The organism is Castellaniella sp. GW247-6E4, assembly GCF_040276065.1.
GTDB lineage: Bacteria > Pseudomonadota > Gammaproteobacteria > Burkholderiales > Burkholderiaceae_B > Castellaniella.
The window spans coordinates 98,215-119,622 of sequence record NZ_JBELOI010000001.1 but is presented as its reverse complement, the minus strand read 5'-3'; the positions used below and the strand labels follow the sequence as shown (position 1 = coordinate 119,622).

Below are 21,408 nucleotides of genomic sequence, written 5' to 3'. Positions count from 1 at the left end.
ATGAGTACCCAGATCCTCCATTTCGCCCTCGCCGCGCTGATTCTGCTGACGCTCAGCAGGGTCTTGCTGATCGCCTGGCTCTGGCCGCGCGTACACGCGGCGGGCGGCCCCCGCAAGATCCTCGCCTGGGGCCTGCGCATCGACCTCAACCAGATCGCCATGTGGGCCGGCATCCCCGCCCTGCTCGCCCCCTGGGTGGGCGACCAGCCGCTGGCGATCGCCCTCACCGGCGCCTGGCTGCTGGCGGCCTGGACCCTGATGGTGCTGCTGGAGGTCTCGACCCCGCAATTCATCCTCGAGTACGACAGCCGGCCCAACCGCCTCTACATCGAATACCTCAAATACCCCAAAGAGGTCTTCGGCATGCTGTGGAAAGGCTACAAGCTCGTCCTGCTGGCCGCCTTCCTCGTGCTCGCACTGGCGATCGGCCTCGGATGGGCCGGGTTCGGCCGCGCCGCGCCCGATACGCTGCCGGGATTCTGGTGGCGCGCAGGCCTCACCCTGGTGATCGCCGCGGCCATCGTGCTGGCGATCCGCGGCACGCTGGGACACCGCCCCATCAATCCCGCCTCGGTCGCCTGGTGCGGCGACAGCCTGCTCAACACCCTGCCCCTGAACTCCCTGTACAACGTCCTGTTCGCGCTCTACGCCCTCAAGAACGAGCGCTCGGCCGCCGACGTGTACGGGGACATGCCCGACGAGGACATGCACGCCCTGATCCACGAACAGGCGGGCTTCCCGCCCTCAGGCACCGACATCCCCTCGCTGCACGCCCAGCAGGCCAGCCGCAGCCTGCCGCGCCCGATGAACCTGGTGCTGATCGTCGAGGAAAGCCTGGGCGCGCAGTACGTCGGCAACCTCGGCGGCGCGGGCCTGACACCCTGCCTCGACGCGCTGGCGACACAAGGTTGGAACTTCACGCGCGCATACGCCACCGGCACGCGGTCCGTGCGCGGCCTGGAGGCGGTGACGGCCGGCTTTCCACCCACCGTATCGGACGCCGCCCTGCGCCTGACCAATGCCCAGAGCCGCTTCTTCACGCTGGCGCAGCTGCTGCGGCGACACGGATACCGCTCGCGCTTCATCTACGGCGGCGAAGCGCATTTCGACAATATGAAGAGCTTCTTCCTGGGCAACGGCTTCGACGAGTTGCACGACCTGCCCACCTTTGAGTCTCCGGCGTTCGTCGGCACCTGGGGTGCGAGCGACGAGGACATGTTCAACAAGCTGCACGCGCTGCTCGACGCGGACGGCGAGCAGCCGACACTGACGCTGGCATTCTCGGTCAGCAACCATACGCCATGGGAATATCCGGCCGGGCGCTTCCCGGTCGAGGGCAATCCGGCCACCGTCGAAAATTCCGTGCGCTATGCCGACTGGGCGATTGGCCGGTTCTTCGAGCAGGCGCGCCGCTCGGACTACTGGGACCACACCGTGTTCCTGATCGTCGCCGACCACGACTCGCGCGTCGGCGGCGCCCAACTCGTGCCCTTGCGGCATTTCCACATCCCCGCCCTGATCCTCGGCGGCGGGATCGCCCCACGGCGCGACGATCGCATCGTCAGCCAGATCGACCTGCCCCCCACCCTGCTGTCGCTGATCGGCGTGAGCGACAGCCACCCCATGATCGGCCACGATCTGACACGCGGCGGCGGCGGGCGCGCCATGATGCAGTTCGAGGACAACTACGGCTATCTCAGCGGCGACACGCTGGTGGTCCTCGAACCGCAGCAGGCCGCGCGCGCCTACCGCTATGCCGCACCCGACGGTTACGAGCCCCTGCCCGAGGATCCAGTGCTCGCGCGCACCGCCCTGGCTCACGCCCTGTGGCCCGCCTGGGCCTACCGCAACCAGGCCTACACCCTGCCGGAGCTCAAGCTCAAGACGCTTGCCGGATGACGGGCCGATGCGCACGCCCCATCCACCATCGGATGCCCCACCCCGCGCGGCCGGGCCCGGCCAGCGCATGCGGCGGCGTGGGGCCATGCTAGAATCAGCCCCTCAAGTCGGGGCGTAGCGCAGCCTGGTAGCGCATCTGCTTTGGGAGCAGAGGGTCGCACGTTCGAATCGTGTCGCCCCGACCACTGACACATCAACAGGCCCCAAAAGGACCCTCACATGTCTTCGACCGCTCTGGACGACCTGGGCAAACTGATACTGCGCCTGAACCTGGGCGTCCTGCTCCTGCTGCACGGTATCTCTAAACTGGACAGCGGCGTCGCCCGCATCGGCAACGCGCTCGCCGGGCACGGCCTGCCCCCCTTCATCGCCTACGGCGCCTACCTCGGGGAAATCCTTGCGCCGATGCTGCTGATTCTGGGCGTGTACACCCGCCTGGGAGGCCTGCTCGCCCTGGTGAACATGCTGTTCGCCATAGGCCTGGTCCACAAGCACCAACTGTTCACCCTTGGCCAGTCGGGCGGCTGGGGCCTCGAGCTGCAGGGATTTTTCCTGTTCAGCAGTCTGGCCGTGATCCTGCTGGGCGCCGGCAGCCACAGCCTGGGAGGGCGCAACGGCCGCTGGAACTGAGGGCGGCGCAGACGCCGAATGTGAGTACGGGCATTAACCGTACAGGACACTAGGCGCGCGGCAGAATCAGCACCAGGCACGCGCCGCCGAGCTCCGAGCCATCCTCGAACCGGGCTTCGCCGCCGTACAGGCCCGCCAGATCCCTGACGATCGACAGACCCAACCCCGTTCCGGGCGCATGCTCGTCGGCCCGTCGGCCGCGCTGGAACACCACCTCGGCCTGGCCGGGCGCGAGGCCCGGCCCGTCGTCCTCGATCATCAGCCGCAGACGGTCCGGACCCAGGGGCGAGGCGCGCACCCGCACGCGCCGCCGCGCCCATTTCCCCGCATTGTCCAGCACGTTGCCGAGCATCTCCTGAAAATCCTGCGCCTCGCCGCGAAACGCCAGGCTCTCGGGAATGGCCTCGAGCTCGAACACCACGCCGCGCTGCGCATGGACGCGACGCATGACCTGGACCAGCCCGTGCAGCAACGGCAGGACTGGACTGCGCATGCCGGTCCTGCGGATTGCGGCGGCCGCGCGCGCCTGCGCCAGGTGATAGTCGACCTGACGTCTGGCCGCGGCCACCTGCTCGCCCACTAGCGCGGGCAGACGGGGATCGCCGGCATCGGCGGCATTGGCGATCACCGTCAGCGGCGTCTTGAGCGCGTGCGCGAGGTTGCCGGCCTGGGTGCGCGCGCGCTCGACCGCCTCGGCATTGCTTCGCAGGACCCGGTTGAAATCCTCGACCAGGGGCTGGATCTCGGAAGGGAATTCACCCTCGATGTGCTGCGTCCGCCCCTCGCGCACCGCGCCGAGGGCCAAACGCAGGCGTTCCAGGGGGCGCAGACCGACCCAGACCTGCATCAGCACCGCCAGCACCAGCCCGAGGGCCAGCACGCCGAGCGCCGCACCCAGCATGGCGTTGAAGCGGCCGATCGGCTCGGCGAGCAAGGCCTGGTCCGCTGCCACCCGCAGGGCCAGCACGGGCCATGGGCCCTCGGCGGGCTCCACCTGGCGGGCGAGGACCAGGAGCGCCTGCCCCTGGGGGCCCCGCAGCGAGTAAGCGTGGTCGCCCTCCACGGGGCCGGCCGGCGCCGCAGGCCCGGGCAATTCGGTATCCCAAAGCGACCTCGATCGCAGCAGGCGCGGTGCGCCCGGCGCGTCGGACGGTGCCTCCACCTGCCAATACAGCCCCGAAAACGGCTGGCTGAACCGCGGATCGGCGGGCGGCGCGGACAGCGACAGGCCCCCGTGGGGATCGACCTGTATGGTGGCTGTGAGCTGATCCAGATGGATGACCAGTTCCGACCGGAGCTGCGCCTCGATATGCTGGCGAAACAGCGTCTGGATGCCCCACCCCGCGGCCAGCACCGAGACGAGCACCCAGGCGAGCGTGCCTGCCAGCAGGCGCGTGCGCAGAGAGGAATATCCGGCCGCGAGCCTCATGGGGAGGCGGGCTCCAGCCGATAGCCCAGGCCGCGGACGGTCTGGATCATGCCCTCGGGAATCTTGCGCCTGAGTCGGGCGATGAAGACCTCGATGGTGTTCGAATCGCGGTCGAAGTCCTGGGCGTAGATGTGCTCGACGAGCCGGCCCCGCGACACCACCTGGCCCTGGTGCATCATGAGGTAGGCCAGGACCTTGTACTCGTGACTGGTGAGCCCGAGCGCATCGCCGTCGAGCAGAATACGCGCCCGGGCGGTATCCAGGACCAGGGGACCGCAATGAATCTCGGCGCTGGCGTGTCCGCCCGCCCGCCGGATCAGCGCGCGGACACGGGCCAGCAGTTCCTCCATGTGGAAGGGCTTGGCCAGATAATCGTCCGCGCCCGCGTCGATGCCAGCCACTTTCTCGTGCCAGGCGCCGCGCGCGGTCAGGATGAGGACCGGCATCGCGCGCTCGGCGCTGCGCCAGCGGCGCAGGACGGACAAACCGTCCAGGCCCGGCAGACCCAGGTCCAGAACGGCCAGATCGTAATCCCCGGTCATGCCCAGGTGACAGGCGTCGATTCCGTCGGCCGCCGGATCGACCGCATAAGCGGCCTTTTCAAGGGCGGCGCTCAGTTGAGCGCGCAACAGAGGTTCGTCCTCGACGAGCAGGATTTTCATGAATGGTCCGCCCGCTCCGAATGGCGCGCGCGGCGCTTGACGCTCAAGATCCGGCCATCGCGCGCATCGACCTTGAGTTTCACCAGTCGCCCCTCGCTTTGCAGGATCCTCAGCTCGTAGATCCAGCGCGACGGACAGGCGGCGGGCCGCGCGTCGCGCACGCAATCCTCGTCATCCTCGAATTCCACCCGCAGTACCTGGCCCGGATAGTCGCGGGCGACCAGTCCGAGGACCTCCTGCAAGGGCAGGACCTCGCCGGCGGCCTGCAGCCGCCCGGCAAGATCCTGGTCATGGCTGTGAGCCGAGGCGAGGACGGGCGCCGCAAGGGCGAGGCACAGCGCCAGCCACAGGGACGGCCCACCCGATCGTCCAAAAATGCGCATGCGAGATTTCCGCGAAAGTCATTGTCCCGACACCTTAGTCCGGCCAGGATGAATGATCAATGAACAGAAATCGGATCGCCGTTCATCCGACATTCATGCGGATATCGCCACAATCGAGTCATAATCCACCGACGCAAAGGAAACCTCATGTCTGGATCCACCGCCCCCCGCTACAGCCGCCCCCTGATCGCCTTGCACTGGATCACCCTCCTGCTGGTCGCGGCCGCCTACGCCCTGATGGAATTCAAGGGAATATTTCCCAAGGGCAGTGCCGAGCGCGACCTTATGAAGAACATCCACTACTCGGTGGGCGTGACCCTGCTCGGGCTCACCGCCTTGCGGCTGGCCCTGCGATGGGTGGCCGGGGCGGCGCCCGCCATCGTGCCGGAGCCGCCGCGCTGGCAGCAAGCGGCGGGCCATGCCATGCACCTCGCCCTGTATGCCATGCTGATCGTCCTGCCGGTCACCGGATGGCTGACCATGAACGGACACGGGGTGTCGATCAGCGCCTGGGGCGTGCCGCTGCCGACACTCATCGGCACCGACAAGGCCCTGGCCGGCAACCTGAAGGACATCCACGAAAGCATCGCCCTCGCCGGCTACGGCCTGATCGGCCTGCACGCGATGGCCGCGCTCTACCACCACTACGTGGCGCGCGACAACACCCTGCGCCGCATGCTGCCGGGCAAGACCGCGGCCTGATTTTCAACGCCGGGGTCAGAGGTGCTTGCGCGCGATGGCCATGGCCTCGCGCAAGACGGCCAGGTCGCCGATATGGTTGGCCAGCAGCAGGATCAGGCGCGCATTGACCTGCGCGCTCTGCTCGTCGCTGAGATCGCGGTGCAGCTCGATCAGTTCCTCGTAGAAATCATCGCCGGGCGTGTAGGCGCGGATATAGCGTTTGCCTTGTTCGCCCAGGTTGGGCCGCAAATTGATGGACATGAGGGCTCCTAGGACTTGCAGGTGGCGCGCGCCAGGGCGGCGCGGATGGCGGCGGGATCGACCTTGCGCCAGCGGGCGGCGACGTGCTGGTCGGGTCGCAGCAGGTACGTCGTTCCCGGGTGGGCATCGTAGCGTTCGGCGAAACGTCCCGTGTAATCCTCGAATACGCGCAACCCGTCGGGCGAGCGCCCGCCGCGCGGGGCCACCAGGATGACCTCGACGGGCACGTCGCCGGCGACCAGTGACTGCAGCGCCGCGGCTTGCGGCACCTTGGCGGGATCCTCGACATAGACCAGCAGTTGGAAATGGTTGCCCAGCCTGCCGAGCAGCCAGAAGTTGTCCACCTGGGCGCGCATCGGGCTGTCGTCGCACGGCGTGCCCGGCGCCATGTCTCCCAGGAAGGACGCGGTATCCGGGGTGTTCAGGCGCGACTCCTCGAGACAGCTGGGCACCGACAAGCGCCCCGAGTTGACCAGGGCGCGCGCAAAGGGATAGTCGCGCGCCAAAACCAGGACCGCATTGCGGAACACGAGCGACATGCGGCTCTTGGGCGTGATGAAGTCGGTCGAGCGCGTAGAGTTCAGGATGTTCTCGTCGGCGGCGTACACGCGTTCCTCGGAATAGGTGTCCAGCAGGGTCTCAGGCGCCCTGCCTTCGATCACGAGCTTGAGCTTCCAGATGAGGTTGTCGGTGTCCTGGATGCCGGAATTGGCCCCGCGGGCGCCAAACGGCGAGACCTGGTGCGCCGCGTCCCCCACGAACAGTGCGCGGCCGTGGCGGAACTTGCTCATCCGGCGGCACTGGAAGGTATAGACGCTCACCCATTCCAGCTCGAATTCCCGTTCGTCGCCCAGCATCGCGCGGATGCGGGGAATGACGTTCTCGGGGCGTTTCTCCTCCTCGGGATCGGCATCCCAGCCGAGCTGGAAATCGATGCGCCAGACGTTGTCGGCCTGGTGGTGCAGCAGCACCGATTGCCCGGGATGGAACGGCGGATCGAACCAGAACCAGCGCTCGGCCGGGAAATCGGCCTTCATCACCACGTCGGCGATCAGGAAGCGGTCCATGAAGATCTTGCCATCGACCTCGAGTTCCATCATGCGACGCACGCTGCTGCGCGCGCCGTCGGCCACCACCATCCAGTCGGCGTCCAGGGTATAGATGCCGTCCGGGGTTTCGACCTGCAGGGCCACGCCATCGGCCTCCTGGCTGACCGAGATGACCTTGTTGCGAAAGCGCAGATCCAGCCCGGGCAGCGCCTGCGCATGCCGCACCAGATATTCCTCGAGGTAATACTGCTGCAGATTGATCATGCCGGGACGCTTGTGGTCGGCCTGCGGCAAAAGGTTGAAATTGTAGACCTCCTCCTCGCGAAAGAATGTGCGGCCCACATTCCAGCTCACCCCTTTTTCCACGCACTCGTCGCCCACGCCCAGGCGATCGAGAATCTCGAGCGCCCGCTTGGCATAGCAGACCCCGCGCGAGCCAATCGATACCGTGTCGTCGTCATCGAGCAGGACCACCGGTACGCCCTGCTGGGCCATGTCGATGGCCGCGGCCAGGCCCACGGGCCCGGCACCCACCACGACCACGGGATGCCTCACGGTCACGTCGCCCCGCAGTTCGGGCGGCATCGAGTATTCATATTTCGGGTACTGATAGGTACTGAGCATGGGGGGTCTCCTCGATATGACTTCTTGTGCCGGCGCCGCCATCAGGATTGCAGGCCGTGCCACATTTCCTTGTCGCGCTCGGCCGTCCAGATTCTGGGGTGCTTCACGCCCTGGGCCTCGTCCATGGCCCGCACCACATCGAAGGGCAGGCAATGCTCGTAGATGAACACATCGGCGAACTTGGGATCCATCGCCTGGCGGATGTGCGCCATGGCGTCCTTGAGGCTCAGCTTGCGGGCAGCCGCTTCGCGCGCCGAGCCGTAGAGCGTGGTCACGAAATCGCGGGTGTAGGCCAGGCCCGCCGCGACTTTCTCGGGCGTGTCGAGCGCGGGGCCTCGCCCCGGGACGAGTTTTTCCGCACCCAAGACGGCCAGGGCGTCCAGCGTCGCGGGCCACTCCTCGAGCTGCGCGTCGCCGGTGTAGCAGGCCGCCTCGTACTCGACCAGATCGCCGGAGAACAGCACCCGCTCGGACGGCACCCACACCACGGTATCGCCGCGCGTATGGCCGGCGCCGGGATGCATGATCCGGACCTCGAGGCCTTCGCCCATCCACAGCGTGATTTCGTCAGGAAACACCAGCGTGGGCCAGGTCAGGCCCGGGATCGACTCGAAGGCCTGGAACAGGCGCGGAAAGCGCTCGTACTCGGACTGCATGTCCTGGGCGCCGCGCTCGACGATCATCTCGTAGGTGGCCTGGCTGGCGATGATCTCCTGCATGCCCTCGGCGCGATAGGCCGAGGCGCCCAGCACGCGCACGGCATGGTAGTGCGACAGCACCACGTATTTGATGGGCTTGTCGGTGAGCTTGCGGATCTCGGCGATCAGGCGGCCCGCCATGACCGGCGTGGCGAGCGCGTCGCAGATCAGCACGGCGTCCTCGCCGATGATCACGCCCGTGTTCGGATCGCCTTCGGCGGTATAGGCCCAGCAATGCTCGGACAGCCGGGCAAACGTGGTCGTTTTTTCCTCCAGATCGGCGACGGAGGCGAATTGCTTGCTCATGATGATTTCCTCTTGATGACGATGATTTCGGACAGGTCCGGCGCGCGGCGCCGCATGGCTCACATCCCGAGATATGCCGCCCGGACCTCCTCATTGCGGCTCATGTCGCGGCCCGTGCCCGAGAGCACGATGCGGCCGGTCTCGAGCACATAGGCGCGATCGGCGATTCCCAGGGCGGCGAAGGCGTTCTGCTCGACCAGCAGGATCGTGATGCCCTCGGCCTTGAGGGTCTTGATCACGTTGAAGACCTCCTCGACCAGCAAGGGCGCCAAGCCCATCGAGGGCTCGTCGAGCAGCAGCAGGCGCGGGCGGCCCATCAGCGCACGGCTGATGGCCAGCATCTGCTGCTGGCCGCCCGACAGCGTGCCGGCGGGCAGGCGGCGCTTTTCCTTGAGAATGGGGAACATGGCGTAGACGCGCTCCAGGTCCTGCTCGGCCTGCGCGCGCGGACGCGTATAGGCGCCCAGGCGCAGATTGTCCTCGATGGCGAGCGGGCCGAAGACCTGGCGCCCCTCGGGGCTGTGGCAAATGCCCCGGCGCACCCGCAGATCCGAGCGCAGTCGCGAAATGTCCTGGCCATTGAAGCGGATGCTGCCCGCGCTCATGGGCTGCACGCCCGAGAGTGTGCGCAGGAACGTGGTCTTGCCCGCGCCGTTGGCGCCAATCAAGGCCACCAGCTCGCCCTTGCGGACCTCGAGATCGATGCCCTTGAGCGCCTGAATGCGCCCGTAGCAGGATTCCAGGCCCGAGACCTGCAGCAAGGCGCTGTCGGCCTCCGCCGACAGGTGCCGCAAGCCGCCCGCAGTGCTGCCGCCCAGACCAATGGACTCGGGGGCGAGAGTTGCAATGCGGTGATAGAGCTCGCGATACTCGGCGCGCGCCTGCTCGCCGAACAGCGGGTCGGTGTTATCGCCGAATGCGGCGTCGATGCCGATCCAGTCCTCGGGCCGCAGCAACTCGCGCGCCAGCGGAAAGGCATCCTTTTCCTCGGAGCGGATGTGTGCTTTGAGGTCGCGTGCGTAGCCGCGCAGGCCGGTGATGAAGGCCTCGTGACGCACCAGCGCCTGTGCACCGCCGGCCAGATGCGCGCGCAAGGCGCGCAGGTTGGCGGGGCCGTTACGGTGCTCGGCCTGCAGGCGATCGAGAATGACTGCCGCCTCGACGCTGCGCCGCCGCATGGCCAGAAACAGGTATTCGTCCTCTTTGGCGTGGTGACAGCCGTCCATGAACTCGTGGATATAGTCGAACAGGGCCGTGAAAAACCCCAGATCGACCGTGCCGCCGTTGGCGAGTTCATCGGCCACCAGATCGATCGTGGTCGCGATCCGCCACAGGTTGCGATGCTCTTCCTGAATGATGTCGAGTGCGTGCATATCGGTTCCCGCTCAGGCGTGGCCGCCCAGGTATGCGGCGATGACCTCGGGGTTCTGGCGGACCTCGGGACCGGTGCCCTCGGCCAGCCGCTTGCCATAATCCAGCACCAGAATGCGGTCGGACAGGTGCATCACCATCTTCATGTCGTGCTCGACCAGGACGATGGTGATGCCCGAGGCGGCGATCTTGCGCACCAGCTCGTCCACGTCCTGGGTTTCTTTGGGATTGAGGCCGGCAGCCGGTTCGTCCAGAAAAATCATGCGCGGCTGCATCGCCAAGGCGCGCGCAATCTCGAGACGCTTGAGCGCGCCATAGGGCATGCTGTCGGCACGCGCACCCACGTAATCGCCCAGGCCGACGAAGGCCATCAGCTCGGCGGCCTCCTCGCGCAAGGCGCGGTCGCGGTTGCGCAGCGCGGGCAGACGCAGCATCGCCTTGAATATGCTGCGGTCCAGCCGCAGGTGCGCGCCGACCATGACGTTCTCGATGGCGCTCATATTCATCCAGACTTGGAGGTTCTGGAAGGTGCGCGCCACGCCGCGTCGCGCCAGCTCGTCGGGCGAGCGGCCCTGGATGTCATCCCCGTCCAGGCGGATCGAGCCGGAGGTGGGCCCCACCTGGAATACCTATCCAGGCCTGTTCGCCGCCCTCGCAACCGGCAATCCCGTCCTGCTCAAACCCCACGGCCAGGTGATCCTGCCGGCGGCCATCACGGTGCGCGTGATCCGCGAGGTCCTGGCCGAGCATGGCTTCGATCCCAACCTGGTGTCGCTGTGCGTGCCCGCCGACCGCGAGGCGGCGCGCGCGCTATTCATCCACCCCGAGGTCCGGTCGATCGACTACACAGGCGGCAACACGTTCGGCCACTGGCTGATCGAGCACTGTCGCCAGGCCCAGGTCTACGCCGAACTCGCGGGCGTCAACACCATCGTCATCGAATCCACCGACGCCTACCGCGCAATGCTGCGCAACCTCGCCTTCACACTATCGCTGTATTCAGGCCAGATGTGCACCACGTCCCAGGCCATCGTGGTGCCGGCCGGCGGCATCGACACCGACGAGGGCCACCGAACCTTCGAGCAGGTCGGCGAGGACCTGGCCGCCGCGATCGATGCCTTTCTGTCCAAGCCCGAGGTTGCGCACGCGGTGCTGGGCGCCATCCAGTCCGACGACACCCTGGCGCGCATCGAGCAGGCTTCGGCGGGGGCGATGGGACGCGTCGTCCTGGCCTCCCGGCCCCTCGACAACCCGGATCACCCCAAGGCGCGCGTGCGCACGCCGGTGCTGGTGGCCTGCGACGCCGAGGACGCCGCGCATTACTCGCAAGAGCAATTCGGTCCCATCAGTTTCATGGTGCGCGCCAAGGACGCCGATGCCGCCATCGCCCTGGCCGAGGACATCGTCCGCCGCCACGGGGCATTGACCGCCGCGATCTACAGCACGCGCGAGGATATCATCGAGGCCATGACGCAGGCCTCTTGGCGCGCCCAGGTCGCCCTGTCGATCAACCTGACCGGCGGCGTCTTCGTCAATCAATCGGCCGCGTTCTCGGATTTCCACGGCACGGGCGGCAACCCCGCGGCCAACGCATCCTACGCCGACTCGGCCTTCGTCGCCAACCGCTTCCGTGTCGTGCAGCGCCGCCGACACGCCTGAATCCACACCGGAGCCCCCATGGACTACGCCAATATCCTCTTTGAAACCGCTGACGGGATCGCCCGCATCACGCTCAACCGGCCCGACAAGCTCAACAGCTTCACCGAGGCCATGCACGCCGAACTACGCCACGCGCTCGACAGGATACAGACCGATGCGAGCGTGCGCGCGCTGGTGCTAAGCGGTGCCGGCCGCGGCTTTAGCGCGGGCCAGGATCTCGGAGACCGGGCCATGCAGATACAGGCGGGCCGCAAGCCCGACATCGGCCAGACCGTCGAGCGCTTCTACAAGCCGCTGGTCCTGGCCCTGCAAAACCTGCGGGTGCCCACCCTCGCCGCGGTCAACGGCATCGCGGCGGGCGCGGGCGCCTCGATCGCCCTGGCCTGCGACCTGGTCGTCGCGACCGAGTCGGCGTCCTTTCTGCAAGCCTTCAGCAAAATCGGCCTGATCCCCGACACGGGCGGCACTTGGTTCCTGCCGCAGCGCGTGGGCATGGCTCGGGCCATGGGCCTGGCCCTGCTGGCCGACAAGTTGCCCGCGCAACGGGCGGCCGAGTGGGGCCTGATCTGGGCCTGCGTGGCGGACGCCGACTTCGGTGCCGAGGTCGACCGCCTGGCGCGCCAACTCGCCCAAAGCCCGACCAAGGCGCTGGTGCGCACCCGCCAGGCCATGTATGCGGCGCCCACGCACACTCTCGAGCAGCAGCTCTCGATGGAGGCCGGCTTCATGCGCGAGCTGGGCTGGAGCGCGGATTACGCCGAAGGCGTGGCCGCCTTTACCGAAAAGCGGCTCGCCCGCTTCACGGGGGAATGATTTTCCACGAGGCCCATCCATGACAGAGACATCCGAGACCCAGGCCCAAGGCGCGCAGGCCACCGCCGAGGCCGCCGCGCAGGCCATGTGGCACCGCGACCTGACCGCCCACGCGCTGGACATGGCGCTGGCGGCGGTCGGCCCCGGCACGGCCATGCTGACCATGACCGTGCGCCGCGACATGCTCAACGGCCACGGCATGTGCCACGGCGGCATGATCTTCACGCTGGCCGACACGGCGTTCGCCTACGCCTGCAACAGCTACGACCAGAACACCGTCGCCTCGGCCTGCCACATCGATTTCCTCGCCCCGGCGCGGGAAAACGACGTGCTCCAGGCCACTGCCGCCGAGCGCGCCCTGGCGGGGCGCAGCGGAGTCTACGACATCACCGTGCGCAACCTCGCCACACAGCGGGACATTGCGCTGTTCCGGGGCAAGTCGCACCGCATCCAGGGCACGGTCACCGAATCGCTGGCGGACGAACCCGGCCCGGCGCCCCACGCCTGAAAGAACAAGCACACCAGGAGACCTCACATGCCCGTCAAACAACCCAAGCCGGGAGACCTCGAACCCATCGAGCGCGCGAGCCGCGACGAGATCACGGCACTGCAACTGCAGCGCCTGCAATGGACCGTCCGACACGCCTACGAACACGTTCCGCACTACAAGCGCGCCTTCGATGCGCACGGCGTCCACCCGGACGACCTCAAGACCCTCGCCGACATCGCCAAGTTTCCCTGTACCTCCAAAGCCGACCTGCGCGAGAACTACCCCTTTGGCATGTTCGCGGTGCCGCGCGAGCGCATCGCCCGCATCCACGCCTCCTCGGGCACCACCGGCAAGCCCACGGTCGTGGGCTACACGCTCAACGATATCGACCACTGGGCCAACCTGGTGGCGCGCTCGATCCGTGCGGCGGGCGGGCGCCCGGGGGACATCTGCCACGTGGCCTACGGCTACGGGCTGTTCACCGGCGGCCTGGGTGCCCACTACGGGGCCGAGCGCGCGGGCTGCACCGTCATCCCCATGTCCGGCGGCCAGACCGAAAAGCAGGTCCAGCTCATTCAGGACCTGCGTCCGGACATCATCATGGTGACCCCCTCGTATTCCCTGGTGATCGCCGAGGAGTTCGATCGTCAGGGCGTCGCGCCCGAGGACATCTCGCTAAAGGTCGGCATCTTTGGCGCCGAGCCCTGGGGCGAGGGCATGCGCGGCGAGATCGAGCGCAAGCTCGGCCTGGACGCCGTGGACATCTACGGCCTGTCCGAGGTGATGGGCCCGGGCGTCGCCTCGGAATGCGTCGAGACCAAGGACGGCCCCGTCATCTGGGAGGATCATTTCTACCCCGAGATCGTCAACCCCGAGACCGGCAAGCCGGTCCCGGACGGCGAAGAAGGCGAGTTGGTCTTCACCTCGCTCACCAAGGAGGCCCTGCCCATCATCCGCTACCGGACCCGCGACCTGACGCGCCTGCTGCCGCCCACCGCCCGCAGCTTCCGGCGCATGGGCCGCATCACGGGCCGTTCGGACGACATGCTGATCATCCGCGGCGTCAACGTGTTCCCCACCCAGATCGAGGAGCAGATCCTGCGCGATCCGGCGCTGGCGGGCACCTACCAGATCATGCTCACGCGCGAAGGCCCTCTCGACAACGTCGAGATCCGCTGCGAGCTGCAGCACGACGCCGACGGGCTGGGTCCCGAGCAGATCGCCGAGATCGCCAAGCGCCTGCAATACCACATCAAGACCCATATCGGAATTTCGACCAAGGTCTCGGTCACGCACTACGGCAACCTGCCACGCACCCAGACCGGCAAGGCCCGGCGGGTGTTCGACGACCGCCCGAAACAGCACTGAGGCCAGCATGCACGCATACATCTGCGACGCGATACGCACCCCGATCGGACGCTATGGCGGCGCGCTGTCCAGCGTCCGCGCCGACGACCTGGCCGCCCTGCCGCTGCGCGCATTGGCGGCGCGCGCAGCGGGCCTGGACACGGCGGCCATCGACGACGTCCTGATCGGCTGCGCCAACCAGGCGGGCGAGGACAACCGCAACGTGGCCCGCATGGCGACGCTGCTGGCCGGCCTGCCCGAGACCGTGCCGGGCACCACGCTCAACCGCCTCTGCGGCTCGGGGATGGATGCGGTGGGCCTGGCGGCACGCTCGATCAAGGCGGGCGAGGCGGACCTGATGATCGCCGGCGGGGTCGAGAGCATGTCGCGCGCGCCCTTCGTGATGGGCAAGGCCGAGCAGGCCTGGTCCCGCCAGGCCGCGATCTTCGACACCACGATCGGCTGGCGCTTCGTCAACCCGCGCATGCAAGAGGCCTACGGGACGCACTCCATGCCGCAGACGGCCGACAATGTCGCCGAGGATTTCGGCGTGTCGCGCGCCGATCAGGACGCGTTCGCGCTGCGCAGCCAGCAGCGCTGGGCCGCCGCCCACGCGGCGGGCCGGTTCAAGGACGAGATCCTGCCGGTCGAGATTCCACGCCGCAAGGCCGAGCCCCTGATCTTCGATACCGATGAGCATCCGCGGCCCGACACCACGCTTGAGGGCCTGGCCCGACTCAAAGGCATCAACGGTCCCGCGCTGACCGTGACCGCCGGCAACGCCTCGGGCGTCAACGACGGCGCCTGCGCGCTGCTGATCGCCTCCGAGGCGGCTGCCCGACGCCACGGCCTGACGCCGCGGGCACGGGTGGTCGGCATGGCAAGCGCCGGGGTTGCGCCACGCGTCATGGGCATGGGGCCCGCGCCCGCCGTGCGCAAGGTGCTCGAGCGGACCGGGCTCACGCTCGATCAGATGGACGTGATCGAGTTGAACGAGGCGTTCGCGGCGCAGTCACTGGCCGTGCTGCGCGCACTGGGCCTGCCCGATGATGCACCCCACGTCAATCCCAACGGCGGCGCGATCGCCATTGGCCACCCGCTAGGCATGAGCGGCGCGCGGCTGGTGACCACCGCCATGTACGAACTGGCCCGCCGCGGCGGACGGTACGCCTTATGCACGATGTGCATCGGAGTCGGCCAGGGCATCGCTCTGGTCATAGAAAACCTAGTCAATCCGCAAGGAGACAAACCATGAAGTTCACTTTAAAACATTGGGTGGCTGGCGCGGCTTTGGCCATGATCAGCCTCGGCGCGACCGCCGCTGATCCCATCAAGATCGGCTCGGTCCTGTCGGCCACCGGCCCGGCATCCTTCCTCGGGGACCCCGAGGTCAAGACCCTCGAGATGTACATCGAGTCCATCAACAAGGCCGGCGGCGTACTCGGCCGGCCGCTGGAGCTCGTCTACTATGACGATGGCAGCGATTCGAACAAGGCCAACGGCTTTGCCAAGCGCCTGATCCATGACGACAAGGTCGACCTCATCATCGGCGGCACCACCACCGGATCGACCATGTCGATGGATCCGCTGGTCGAAAAGGCAGGCATTCCCTTCATCTCGCTGGCTGGCGCGGTGGTGATCATCGACCCCGTCAAAAAATGGCTCTTCAAGACCCCGCACACCGACCGGATGGCTGCGGAAAAGGTCTTCGAAGACATGAAGAAACAAGGCATCACCAAGATCGCCCTGGTGACCGAGACCAGCGGCTTCGGCCAATCCGGCAAGAAGGAAGCCGAGACCGTGGTGGGCAAGTACGGCATCCAGATTGTCGCCGAGGAAACCTACGGGCCCAAGGACACCGACATGAGCCCGCAGTTCACTAAAATCAAGAACAACGCCGACGCGCAGGCCGTCTTCATCATCGGCCTGGGTCAGGGCCCGGCGCTCGCCACGCGCAACTACAAGCAGCTCGGCATCAAGTTGCCGCTCTACCACGCGCACGGCGTGTGCTCGGATGAGTTCATCAAACTCTCGCGCGATGCCGCCGAAGGCGTGCGCCTGCCCTGCGCGGCCCTGGTCGTGGCCAACAAGCTGCCCGACAGCGACGCACAGAAACCCGTCGTCACGGCCTACAGCAAAGCCTACAAAGAGCGCTGGAAATCCGATGTCTCCACCTTCGGCGGCCACGCCTATGACGGCCTGATGATCGCGGTCGACGCCATCAAGCGTGCCGGCAGCACCGACAAGGAAAAAGTCCGCGATGCGATCGAAAGCACCAAGGGCTTGATGGGCACCGGCGGCGAGTTCAACCTGTCGCCGACCGATCACATGGGTCTGGATCTCAGCGCCTTCCGCATGCTGGAAATCAAGAACGGCGACTGGGCGCTCATCGACTGACGCCCGCCGACCGCTGGCCGACCGCGCCCCGCGCGGCCCGGCCACCGGCCGCAGCCCCCCCCGCCGCGATGCCTTCCGACCCGGAGGCATCGCGGTTTTCATTGGAGCGCGCGCCGGTATCATCCGCAGTACGATAAAGGCACGTCGATCCATAAGTAAAACAATCACCCCACGAGGTACGCCCCATGCTGCATCCCGGTGCCGACTACGAACAGACCGCGCAATCTTTCTCCTGGACGATTCCCGAGCGCTACAACATCGGTGTCGACGCCTGCGACAAGTGGGCCGACGGCAGCGGGCGCCTCGCACTGATCGTCGACACGCTCGATGGCACGGCACAACGCTACACCTTTGATCAACTCAAGGACTGGTCGGACAGGTTCGCGCAGGCCCTGAGATCACGGGGCGTGGATCGCGGCGATCGCGTCGGCATCCTCCTGCCACAGTCGCTCGAGACCGCGATCGCCCACCTGGCCATCTACAAGCTCGGTGCCATCGCCGTACCGCTGTTCACGCTGTTTGGCACCGAGGCCCTGCAATACCGGCTGTCGAACTCGGGCGCCCGCGCCCTGGTGACCCACCGCGAGGGCCTGGACAAGATCGCCGCCATCCGCGGCGAGCTCCCCGAGCTGGCGTCCATTTTCACTATCGAGGGGGATGAGGCCTCGGGCCCCGGCCTGCACGCATTCTGGCAGGCGATCGAGGGTCAGGACGGTGTTTTCACCCCAGTCGACACTCTGGCCGAGGATCCCGCCTTGATCATCTACACCTCGGGCACCACCGGCAAACCCAAGGGGGCGCTGCACGCGCACCGGGTGCTCCTGGGCCACCTCCCGGGGGTCGAGATCTCGCACAATTTCTTTCCCGACCGGGCCGCGCTCATGTGGACCCCGGCGGACTGGGCCTGGATCGGCGGACTGCTGGACGTGCTGATGCCCTCGTTGCACCACGGCATCCCCGTGCTGTCCTGCCGCCTGCCCAAGTTCGACGCGGACACCGCGCTCGCCCTCATGGCGCGACACGGCGTCACCCACGTGTTCCTGCCACCCACCGCGCTCAAGCTGCTGCGGGCCGCCGGCGACCCGGCACGCCATGGTCCCTACGCCCTCGTATCGATCGCCAGCGGCGGCGAGACCCTGGGCAAGGAGCTCGTCGAATGGGGCCGCGACAAACTGGGCCTGACCATCAACGAATTCTATGGCCAGACCGAGTGCAATATGATCGTCTCCTCGTGCGCCGCTCTGTTCGAGCCGCGCATCGGCGCGATCGGCAAGCCGGTGCCCGGTCACGAGGTGCAGATCGTCGACGACGCGGGCGAGACCCTGCCCGATAGCGTCGAGGGCCACATCGCCGTGCGCCGCCCCGATCCCGTGATGTTCCTGGAATACTGGTGGAACCCCCGAGCCACGGCCGACAGTTTCGCCGGTCATTTCCTGCTGACCGGCGATCGCGGCATGCGCGATGCCGACGGCTACATCTGGTTCATGGGGCGCGGCGACGACGTGATCACCACGGCCGGCTACCGCGTGGGCCCGGGCCCCATCGAGGATTGCCTGCTGGGCCACCCCGCCGTACGCATGGCAGCGGTGATCGGCGTGCCGGATACCGAACGCACCGAGATCATCAAGGCCTGCATCGTGCTCAACGACGGCTACGGGGGCAGTCCAGAGCTGGTCGCCGAGCTGCAGGAGCATGTGCGCCACAAGGCCGCCGCCCATGAGTATCCCCGCCTGGTGGAATTCATGGATTCACTGCCGATGACGACGACTGGCAAGGTGATCCGCAAGGAGCTAAGGCGCATGCACGAGGAGAGATAGTCCTCAAACCGGGGCAGCTCTGCACCTCGCGGCTTGCACGCCGCTCCGATTCGCTAGGCATAGAGCAGTCCGCAGGGACTCTCAAACCGGGGCAGCTCTCCACGTCGCGGCTTGCACGCCGCTCCGATTCGCTAGGCATAGAGCAGTCCGCAGGGACTGCTCTATGTCCGAGCTCATCCAAATCTCCCGGTGATGTAGCCTTCGGTTTCCTTGCGGGCGGGTTTGACGAAGATCTGGTCCGTGCGGCCGAATTCCATGAGTTCGCCCAGGTACATGTAGGCGGTGTAGTCCGAGCAACGCGCCGCCTGCTGCATGTTGTGGGTCACGATGACTACGGTGTAGTCGGACTTGAGCTCGGCGATCAGTTCCTCGATCTTGGCCGTCGAGATCGGGTCCAGCGCCGAGCAGGGCTCGTCGAGCAGCAGCACCTCGGGTTTGATCGCCACGCCGCGTGCGATGCACAGGCGCTGCTGCTGACCGCCGGACAGGCCGTTGCCACTCTGGTCAAGCTTGTCCTTGACCTCGTTCCACAGGGCCGCCTTGGTCAGGGCCCATTCCACGCGCTCGTCCATCTCGCCCTTGCTCAGGCGCTCGAACAAGCGCACGCCAAAGGCGATGTTGTCGTAGATGCTCATGGGAAACGGCGTGGGCTTTTGGAACACCATGCCGACCTTGGCCCGGATCAGGGAAATGTCCAGGCGGGAATTGAGCAGGTTCTCGCCATCGAGCTCGATGGCGCCCTCGGCGCGCTGGCCCGGGTACAGCTCGAACATCCGGTTGAATGTGCGCAACAGCGTGGACTTGCCGCAGCCCGAGGGTCCGATGAACGCCGTCACCTTGTTTTCAGCAATCGACATATTGATGTCGCGCAGCGCGTGGAAGGACCCGTAGTAGAAATTCAGGTTCCGCACGGCGATCTTGGTGCGTTCGTCCATGGGAGTCGTAGTCGTGGTCATGGTGGCGATGGCCTATCCTGGAATCATTTGCGGAACAGACTGCGGGCGACGATGTTGATCGCCAGCACCAGCAGGGTGATCAGAACCGCGCCCGCCCACGCGAGACGGTTCCAGTCCTCGAAGGGGCTGGCCGCGTACTGGAAAATCACGACCGGCAGGTTGGCGATGGGGGCGTTCATGTTCATCGACATGAACTGGTTGTTGAGCGCGGTGAACAGCAGGGGCGCGGTCTCGCCCGCGATCCGGGCGACCGCCAGCAGCACGCCGGTCATAATGCCCGAGCGCGCCGCCCGGTAGCAGATGAACACGATCACCCGCCACTGGGGGCAACCCAGCGCGGCCGCGGCCTCGCGCAGGCTGTTGGGCACCAGGCCCAGCATATTGTCAGTCGCCCGCACCACCACGGGGATCACCAGGATGGCCAGCGCGAAGGCGCCGGCCCAACCGGAATAGTGGCCGACCTGGGCCACGTAAACGGCATAGATGAAAAGGCCAATAATGATGGACGGCGCCGACAGGAGCACATCGTTGAGGAATCGGGTGGCGGGCGCGAGCCAGCCGCGCTGGCCGTATTCCGCCAGATAGGTGCCGGCGAGGATGCCGATGGGCGCACCGATCAGCGTCCCCACCGCCGACATCATGAAGCTGCCCAGGATGGCGTTGAGCAGGCCGCCGTCCTGCCCGGGCGGCGGGGTGCTCTCGAGCAACAGGGCGGGCGACAGGGCGTCCGCCCCCTTGACCAGCAGCGTGGCGATGATCCAGGCCAGCCAGAACAGGCCCGAGACGAGCGCGAAGCCCGAGACACCGAGCATGAGCCGGTTGAAGCGCTGGCGCCGGCGGTAGACCGGGTTGGAGTGGACGACGACGGAATCCGTGGCGGACATGATGTGCGATCCTTGGTCTCAAAGGCCCTAGTGCTTGCGGCCTTCTTTGCGAGAGAGCTGCAGCAGCATGATTTTCGACAGGACCAGGACCACCGTGGTGATGAGAAACAGGATCAGGCCCAGCTCGAGCAGCGCGGACTTCTGCATGCCGCCCGCCTCGTTGAATTCGTTGGCCAGGGCGGAGGCGATCGAGTTCGAGGGTGAAAAAATCGATTCTGGCATGTTGAACGCATTGCCGATCACGAAGGTGACCGCCATGGTCTCGCCCAGCGCGCGGCCCAGGCCAAGCATGATGCCGCCGATCACGCCATGCTTGGTATAGGGCAGCATGACCTTCCAGACGACTTCCCAGGTGGTGCTGCCCAGGCCGTAGGCGGACTCTTTGAGCATCGACGGGACTTGCTCGAACACGTCGCGCATCACGGCTGTGATGAAGGGGATCACCATGATGGACAGGATGAGGCCCGCGGTGAACAGGCCGATGCCGAAGGGCGGCCCGGCGAAAACGTGCTCGAGCACCGGCACACCCTCGAAAAGATCGATGACCGTGGGCTGGACGTATTCCTGGAAGAGCGGCACGAAAACGAACAGGCCCCACATGCCGTAGATGATGGACGGGATCGCCGCGAGCATCTCGATGGCGGTGCCCAGGGGCCGGCGCAGCCAGACCGGCGAGAGCTCGGTCAGGAACATGGCGATTCCGAAGGACACCGGAATGGCGATCGCCAGGGCGATGAAGGAACTGATCACCGTGCCGGTAATGGTCACCAGGGCGCCGTAGTGGTTGCGCACCGGATCCCAGTCGTTGGTCCAGAGAAAAGCGACGCCGTGCTCGACGATGGACTCGCGGCTGCCGTAGGTCAGGGACAGCATGATCCCCGCCAGCAGGATGAATACAAAGAACGCAAACATGCGGGTCAAGTGTTTGAACCCGGCATCCACTAAAAGGTTGCGTTGTTTGTCGATCATGCTGTCATCCGCGGCGGCCGGCCACCGGTTGTGGGGCGCCGCTCAGAAACTTGAAACCGTTATTTTCACATAAATGGGGCGGT

Annotated in this window: 21 protein-coding genes, 1 tRNA gene and 1 pseudogene; 11 read left to right on the top strand and 12 right to left on the bottom strand. The window is 66.7% G+C overall.

Annotated features, from left to right (window positions below):
• The 3 genes from ABS761_RS00540 to ABS761_RS00530 all read left to right on the top strand — a co-directional run bounded on the left by ABS761_RS00540 (position 1) and on the right by ABS761_RS00530 (position 2,529).
• Entirely contained in the window at positions 1-1,899 is a 1,899-nt protein-coding gene (locus ABS761_RS00540; protein WP_350405948.1) for an LTA synthase family protein, read from the top strand.
• 108 nt (positions 1,900-2,007) lie between these two features.
• Positions 2,008-2,084: transfer RNA gene (locus tag ABS761_RS00535), tRNA-Pro, on the top strand.
• A 34-nt stretch (positions 2,085-2,118) separates the two neighbouring features.
• On the top strand, positions 2,119-2,529 hold the full coding sequence (locus ABS761_RS00530) for a DoxX family protein (RefSeq protein WP_350405947.1): 411 nt from the start codon (positions 2,119-2,121) through the stop codon (positions 2,527-2,529).
• A gap of 49 nt (positions 2,530-2,578) precedes the next feature.
• Here ABS761_RS00530 and ABS761_RS00525 read toward each other — a convergent pair whose 3' ends face one another.
• From ABS761_RS00525 to ABS761_RS00515, 3 genes are read right to left on the bottom strand one after another with little or no spacing between them, the layout of a single operon-like run.
• Complete coding sequence (locus ABS761_RS00525) at positions 2,579-3,958, bottom strand: ATP-binding protein (protein WP_350405946.1); 1,380 nt, start codon at positions 3,956-3,958, stop codon at positions 2,579-2,581.
• The gene (locus ABS761_RS00520) at positions 3,955-4,620 is read right to left on the bottom strand and encodes a response regulator (RefSeq protein ID WP_350405944.1); all 666 of its coding nucleotides are present in this window, start codon (positions 4,618-4,620) and stop codon (positions 3,955-3,957) included. Before ABS761_RS00520 ends, ABS761_RS00525 begins: the two co-directional genes overlap by 4 nt.
• Entirely contained in the window at positions 4,617-5,003 is a 387-nt protein-coding gene (locus ABS761_RS00515) for a PepSY domain-containing protein (RefSeq protein WP_350405943.1), read from the bottom strand. The genes ABS761_RS00520 and ABS761_RS00515 overlap by 4 nt, the downstream gene beginning before the upstream one ends.
• A 147-nt stretch (positions 5,004-5,150) precedes the next feature.
• Here ABS761_RS00515 and ABS761_RS00510 point away from each other — a divergent pair, with 147 nt between their 5' ends.
• Positions 5,151-5,705, top strand: coding sequence for a cytochrome b (locus tag ABS761_RS00510; protein ID WP_350405942.1), 555 nt, complete (start codon positions 5,151-5,153; stop codon positions 5,703-5,705).
• A 15-nt stretch (positions 5,706-5,720) separates the two neighbouring features.
• On the opposite strand, the gene ABS761_RS00505 is transcribed toward ABS761_RS00510, so the two are convergent.
• From ABS761_RS00505 to ABS761_RS00480, 6 genes and pseudogenes are all read right to left on the bottom strand, one after another.
• Positions 5,721-5,945 carry a DUF2783 domain-containing protein gene (locus ABS761_RS00505; RefSeq protein ID WP_350405941.1) on the bottom strand — a complete coding sequence of 75 codons (225 nt, stop codon included), beginning with the start codon at positions 5,943-5,945 and terminating at the stop codon, positions 5,721-5,723.
• Positions 5,946-5,953: 8 nt separating this feature from the next.
• Entirely contained in the window at positions 5,954-7,618 is a 1,665-nt protein-coding gene (locus tag ABS761_RS00500) for an FAD-dependent oxidoreductase (protein WP_350405940.1), read from the bottom strand.
• Positions 7,619-7,659: 41 nt separating this feature from the next.
• Complete coding sequence (locus ABS761_RS00495) at positions 7,660-8,622, bottom strand: MBL fold metallo-hydrolase (protein WP_350405939.1); 963 nt, start codon at positions 8,620-8,622, stop codon at positions 7,660-7,662.
• A 59-nt stretch (positions 8,623-8,681) separates the two neighbouring features.
• On the bottom strand, positions 8,682-9,383 hold the full coding sequence (locus tag ABS761_RS00490; protein ID WP_350406599.1) for an ABC transporter ATP-binding protein: 702 nt from the start codon (positions 9,381-9,383) through the stop codon (positions 8,682-8,684).
• A gap of 213 nt (positions 9,384-9,596) precedes the next feature.
• Positions 9,597-9,995: pseudogene (locus ABS761_RS00485) on the bottom strand (hemerythrin domain-containing protein); the annotation flags it as partial.
• A gap of 12 nt (positions 9,996-10,007) precedes the next feature.
• On the bottom strand, positions 10,008-10,613 hold the full coding sequence (locus ABS761_RS00480; RefSeq protein ID WP_350405938.1) for an ABC transporter ATP-binding protein: 606 nt from the start codon (positions 10,611-10,613) through the stop codon (positions 10,008-10,010).
• On the opposite strand from ABS761_RS00480, the gene ABS761_RS00475 reads away from it, so the two are divergent.
• From ABS761_RS00475 to ABS761_RS00445, 7 genes are all read left to right on the top strand, one after another.
• Positions 10,603-11,652 (top strand): aldehyde dehydrogenase family protein, encoded by a 1,050-nt coding sequence (locus ABS761_RS00475; protein ID WP_350405937.1) that lies wholly within the window; start codon positions 10,603-10,605, stop codon positions 11,650-11,652. The genes ABS761_RS00480 and ABS761_RS00475 overlap by 11 nt on opposite strands.
• Before the next feature lie 18 nt (positions 11,653-11,670).
• Positions 11,671-12,465, top strand: coding sequence for a 2-(1,2-epoxy-1,2-dihydrophenyl)acetyl-CoA isomerase PaaG (gene paaG, locus ABS761_RS00470; protein ID WP_350405936.1), 795 nt, complete (start codon positions 11,671-11,673; stop codon positions 12,463-12,465).
• 19 nt (positions 12,466-12,484) lie between these two features.
• The gene (paaI, locus tag ABS761_RS00465) at positions 12,485-12,973 is read left to right on the top strand and encodes a hydroxyphenylacetyl-CoA thioesterase PaaI (RefSeq protein WP_350405934.1); all 489 of its coding nucleotides are present in this window, start codon (positions 12,485-12,487) and stop codon (positions 12,971-12,973) included.
• Positions 12,974-13,000: 27 nt separating this feature from the next.
• Positions 13,001-14,323, top strand: a complete 1,323-nt coding sequence (paaK, locus tag ABS761_RS00460; RefSeq protein ID WP_350405932.1) for a phenylacetate--CoA ligase PaaK — start codon at positions 13,001-13,003, stop codon at positions 14,321-14,323.
• 7 nt (positions 14,324-14,330) lie between these two features.
• Complete coding sequence (gene pcaF / locus ABS761_RS00455; RefSeq protein ID WP_350405930.1) at positions 14,331-15,557, top strand: 3-oxoadipyl-CoA thiolase; 1,227 nt, start codon at positions 14,331-14,333, stop codon at positions 15,555-15,557.
• Positions 15,554-16,699 (top strand): ABC transporter substrate-binding protein, encoded by a 1,146-nt coding sequence (locus tag ABS761_RS00450; protein ID WP_502881350.1) that lies wholly within the window; start codon positions 15,554-15,556, stop codon positions 16,697-16,699. Before pcaF ends, ABS761_RS00450 begins: the two co-directional genes overlap by 4 nt.
• 185 nt (positions 16,700-16,884) lie before the next feature.
• Positions 16,885-18,516 carry an acyl-CoA synthetase gene (locus tag ABS761_RS00445; RefSeq protein ID WP_350405928.1) on the top strand — a complete coding sequence of 544 codons (1,632 nt, stop codon included), beginning with the start codon at positions 16,885-16,887 and terminating at the stop codon, positions 18,514-18,516.
• 173 nt (positions 18,517-18,689) lie between these two features.
• Here the strand turns inward: ABS761_RS00445 and pstB are convergent, their stop codons facing one another.
• Genes pstB through pstC form a run of 3 tightly spaced genes read right to left on the bottom strand, consistent with a single transcriptional unit; the run spans position 18,690 to position 21,325 of the window.
• Complete coding sequence (gene pstB, locus ABS761_RS00440) at positions 18,690-19,472, bottom strand: phosphate ABC transporter ATP-binding protein PstB (protein ID WP_350405926.1); 783 nt, start codon at positions 19,470-19,472, stop codon at positions 18,690-18,692.
• A 23-nt stretch (positions 19,473-19,495) separates the two neighbouring features.
• The gene (gene pstA / locus ABS761_RS00435) at positions 19,496-20,356 is read right to left on the bottom strand and encodes a phosphate ABC transporter permease PstA (protein ID WP_350405925.1); all 861 of its coding nucleotides are present in this window, start codon (positions 20,354-20,356) and stop codon (positions 19,496-19,498) included.
• 27 nt (positions 20,357-20,383) lie between these two features.
• The gene (pstC, locus tag ABS761_RS00430) at positions 20,384-21,325 is read right to left on the bottom strand and encodes a phosphate ABC transporter permease subunit PstC (protein ID WP_350405924.1); all 942 of its coding nucleotides are present in this window, start codon (positions 21,323-21,325) and stop codon (positions 20,384-20,386) included.
• Positions 21,326-21,408: the final 83 nt, after the last annotated feature.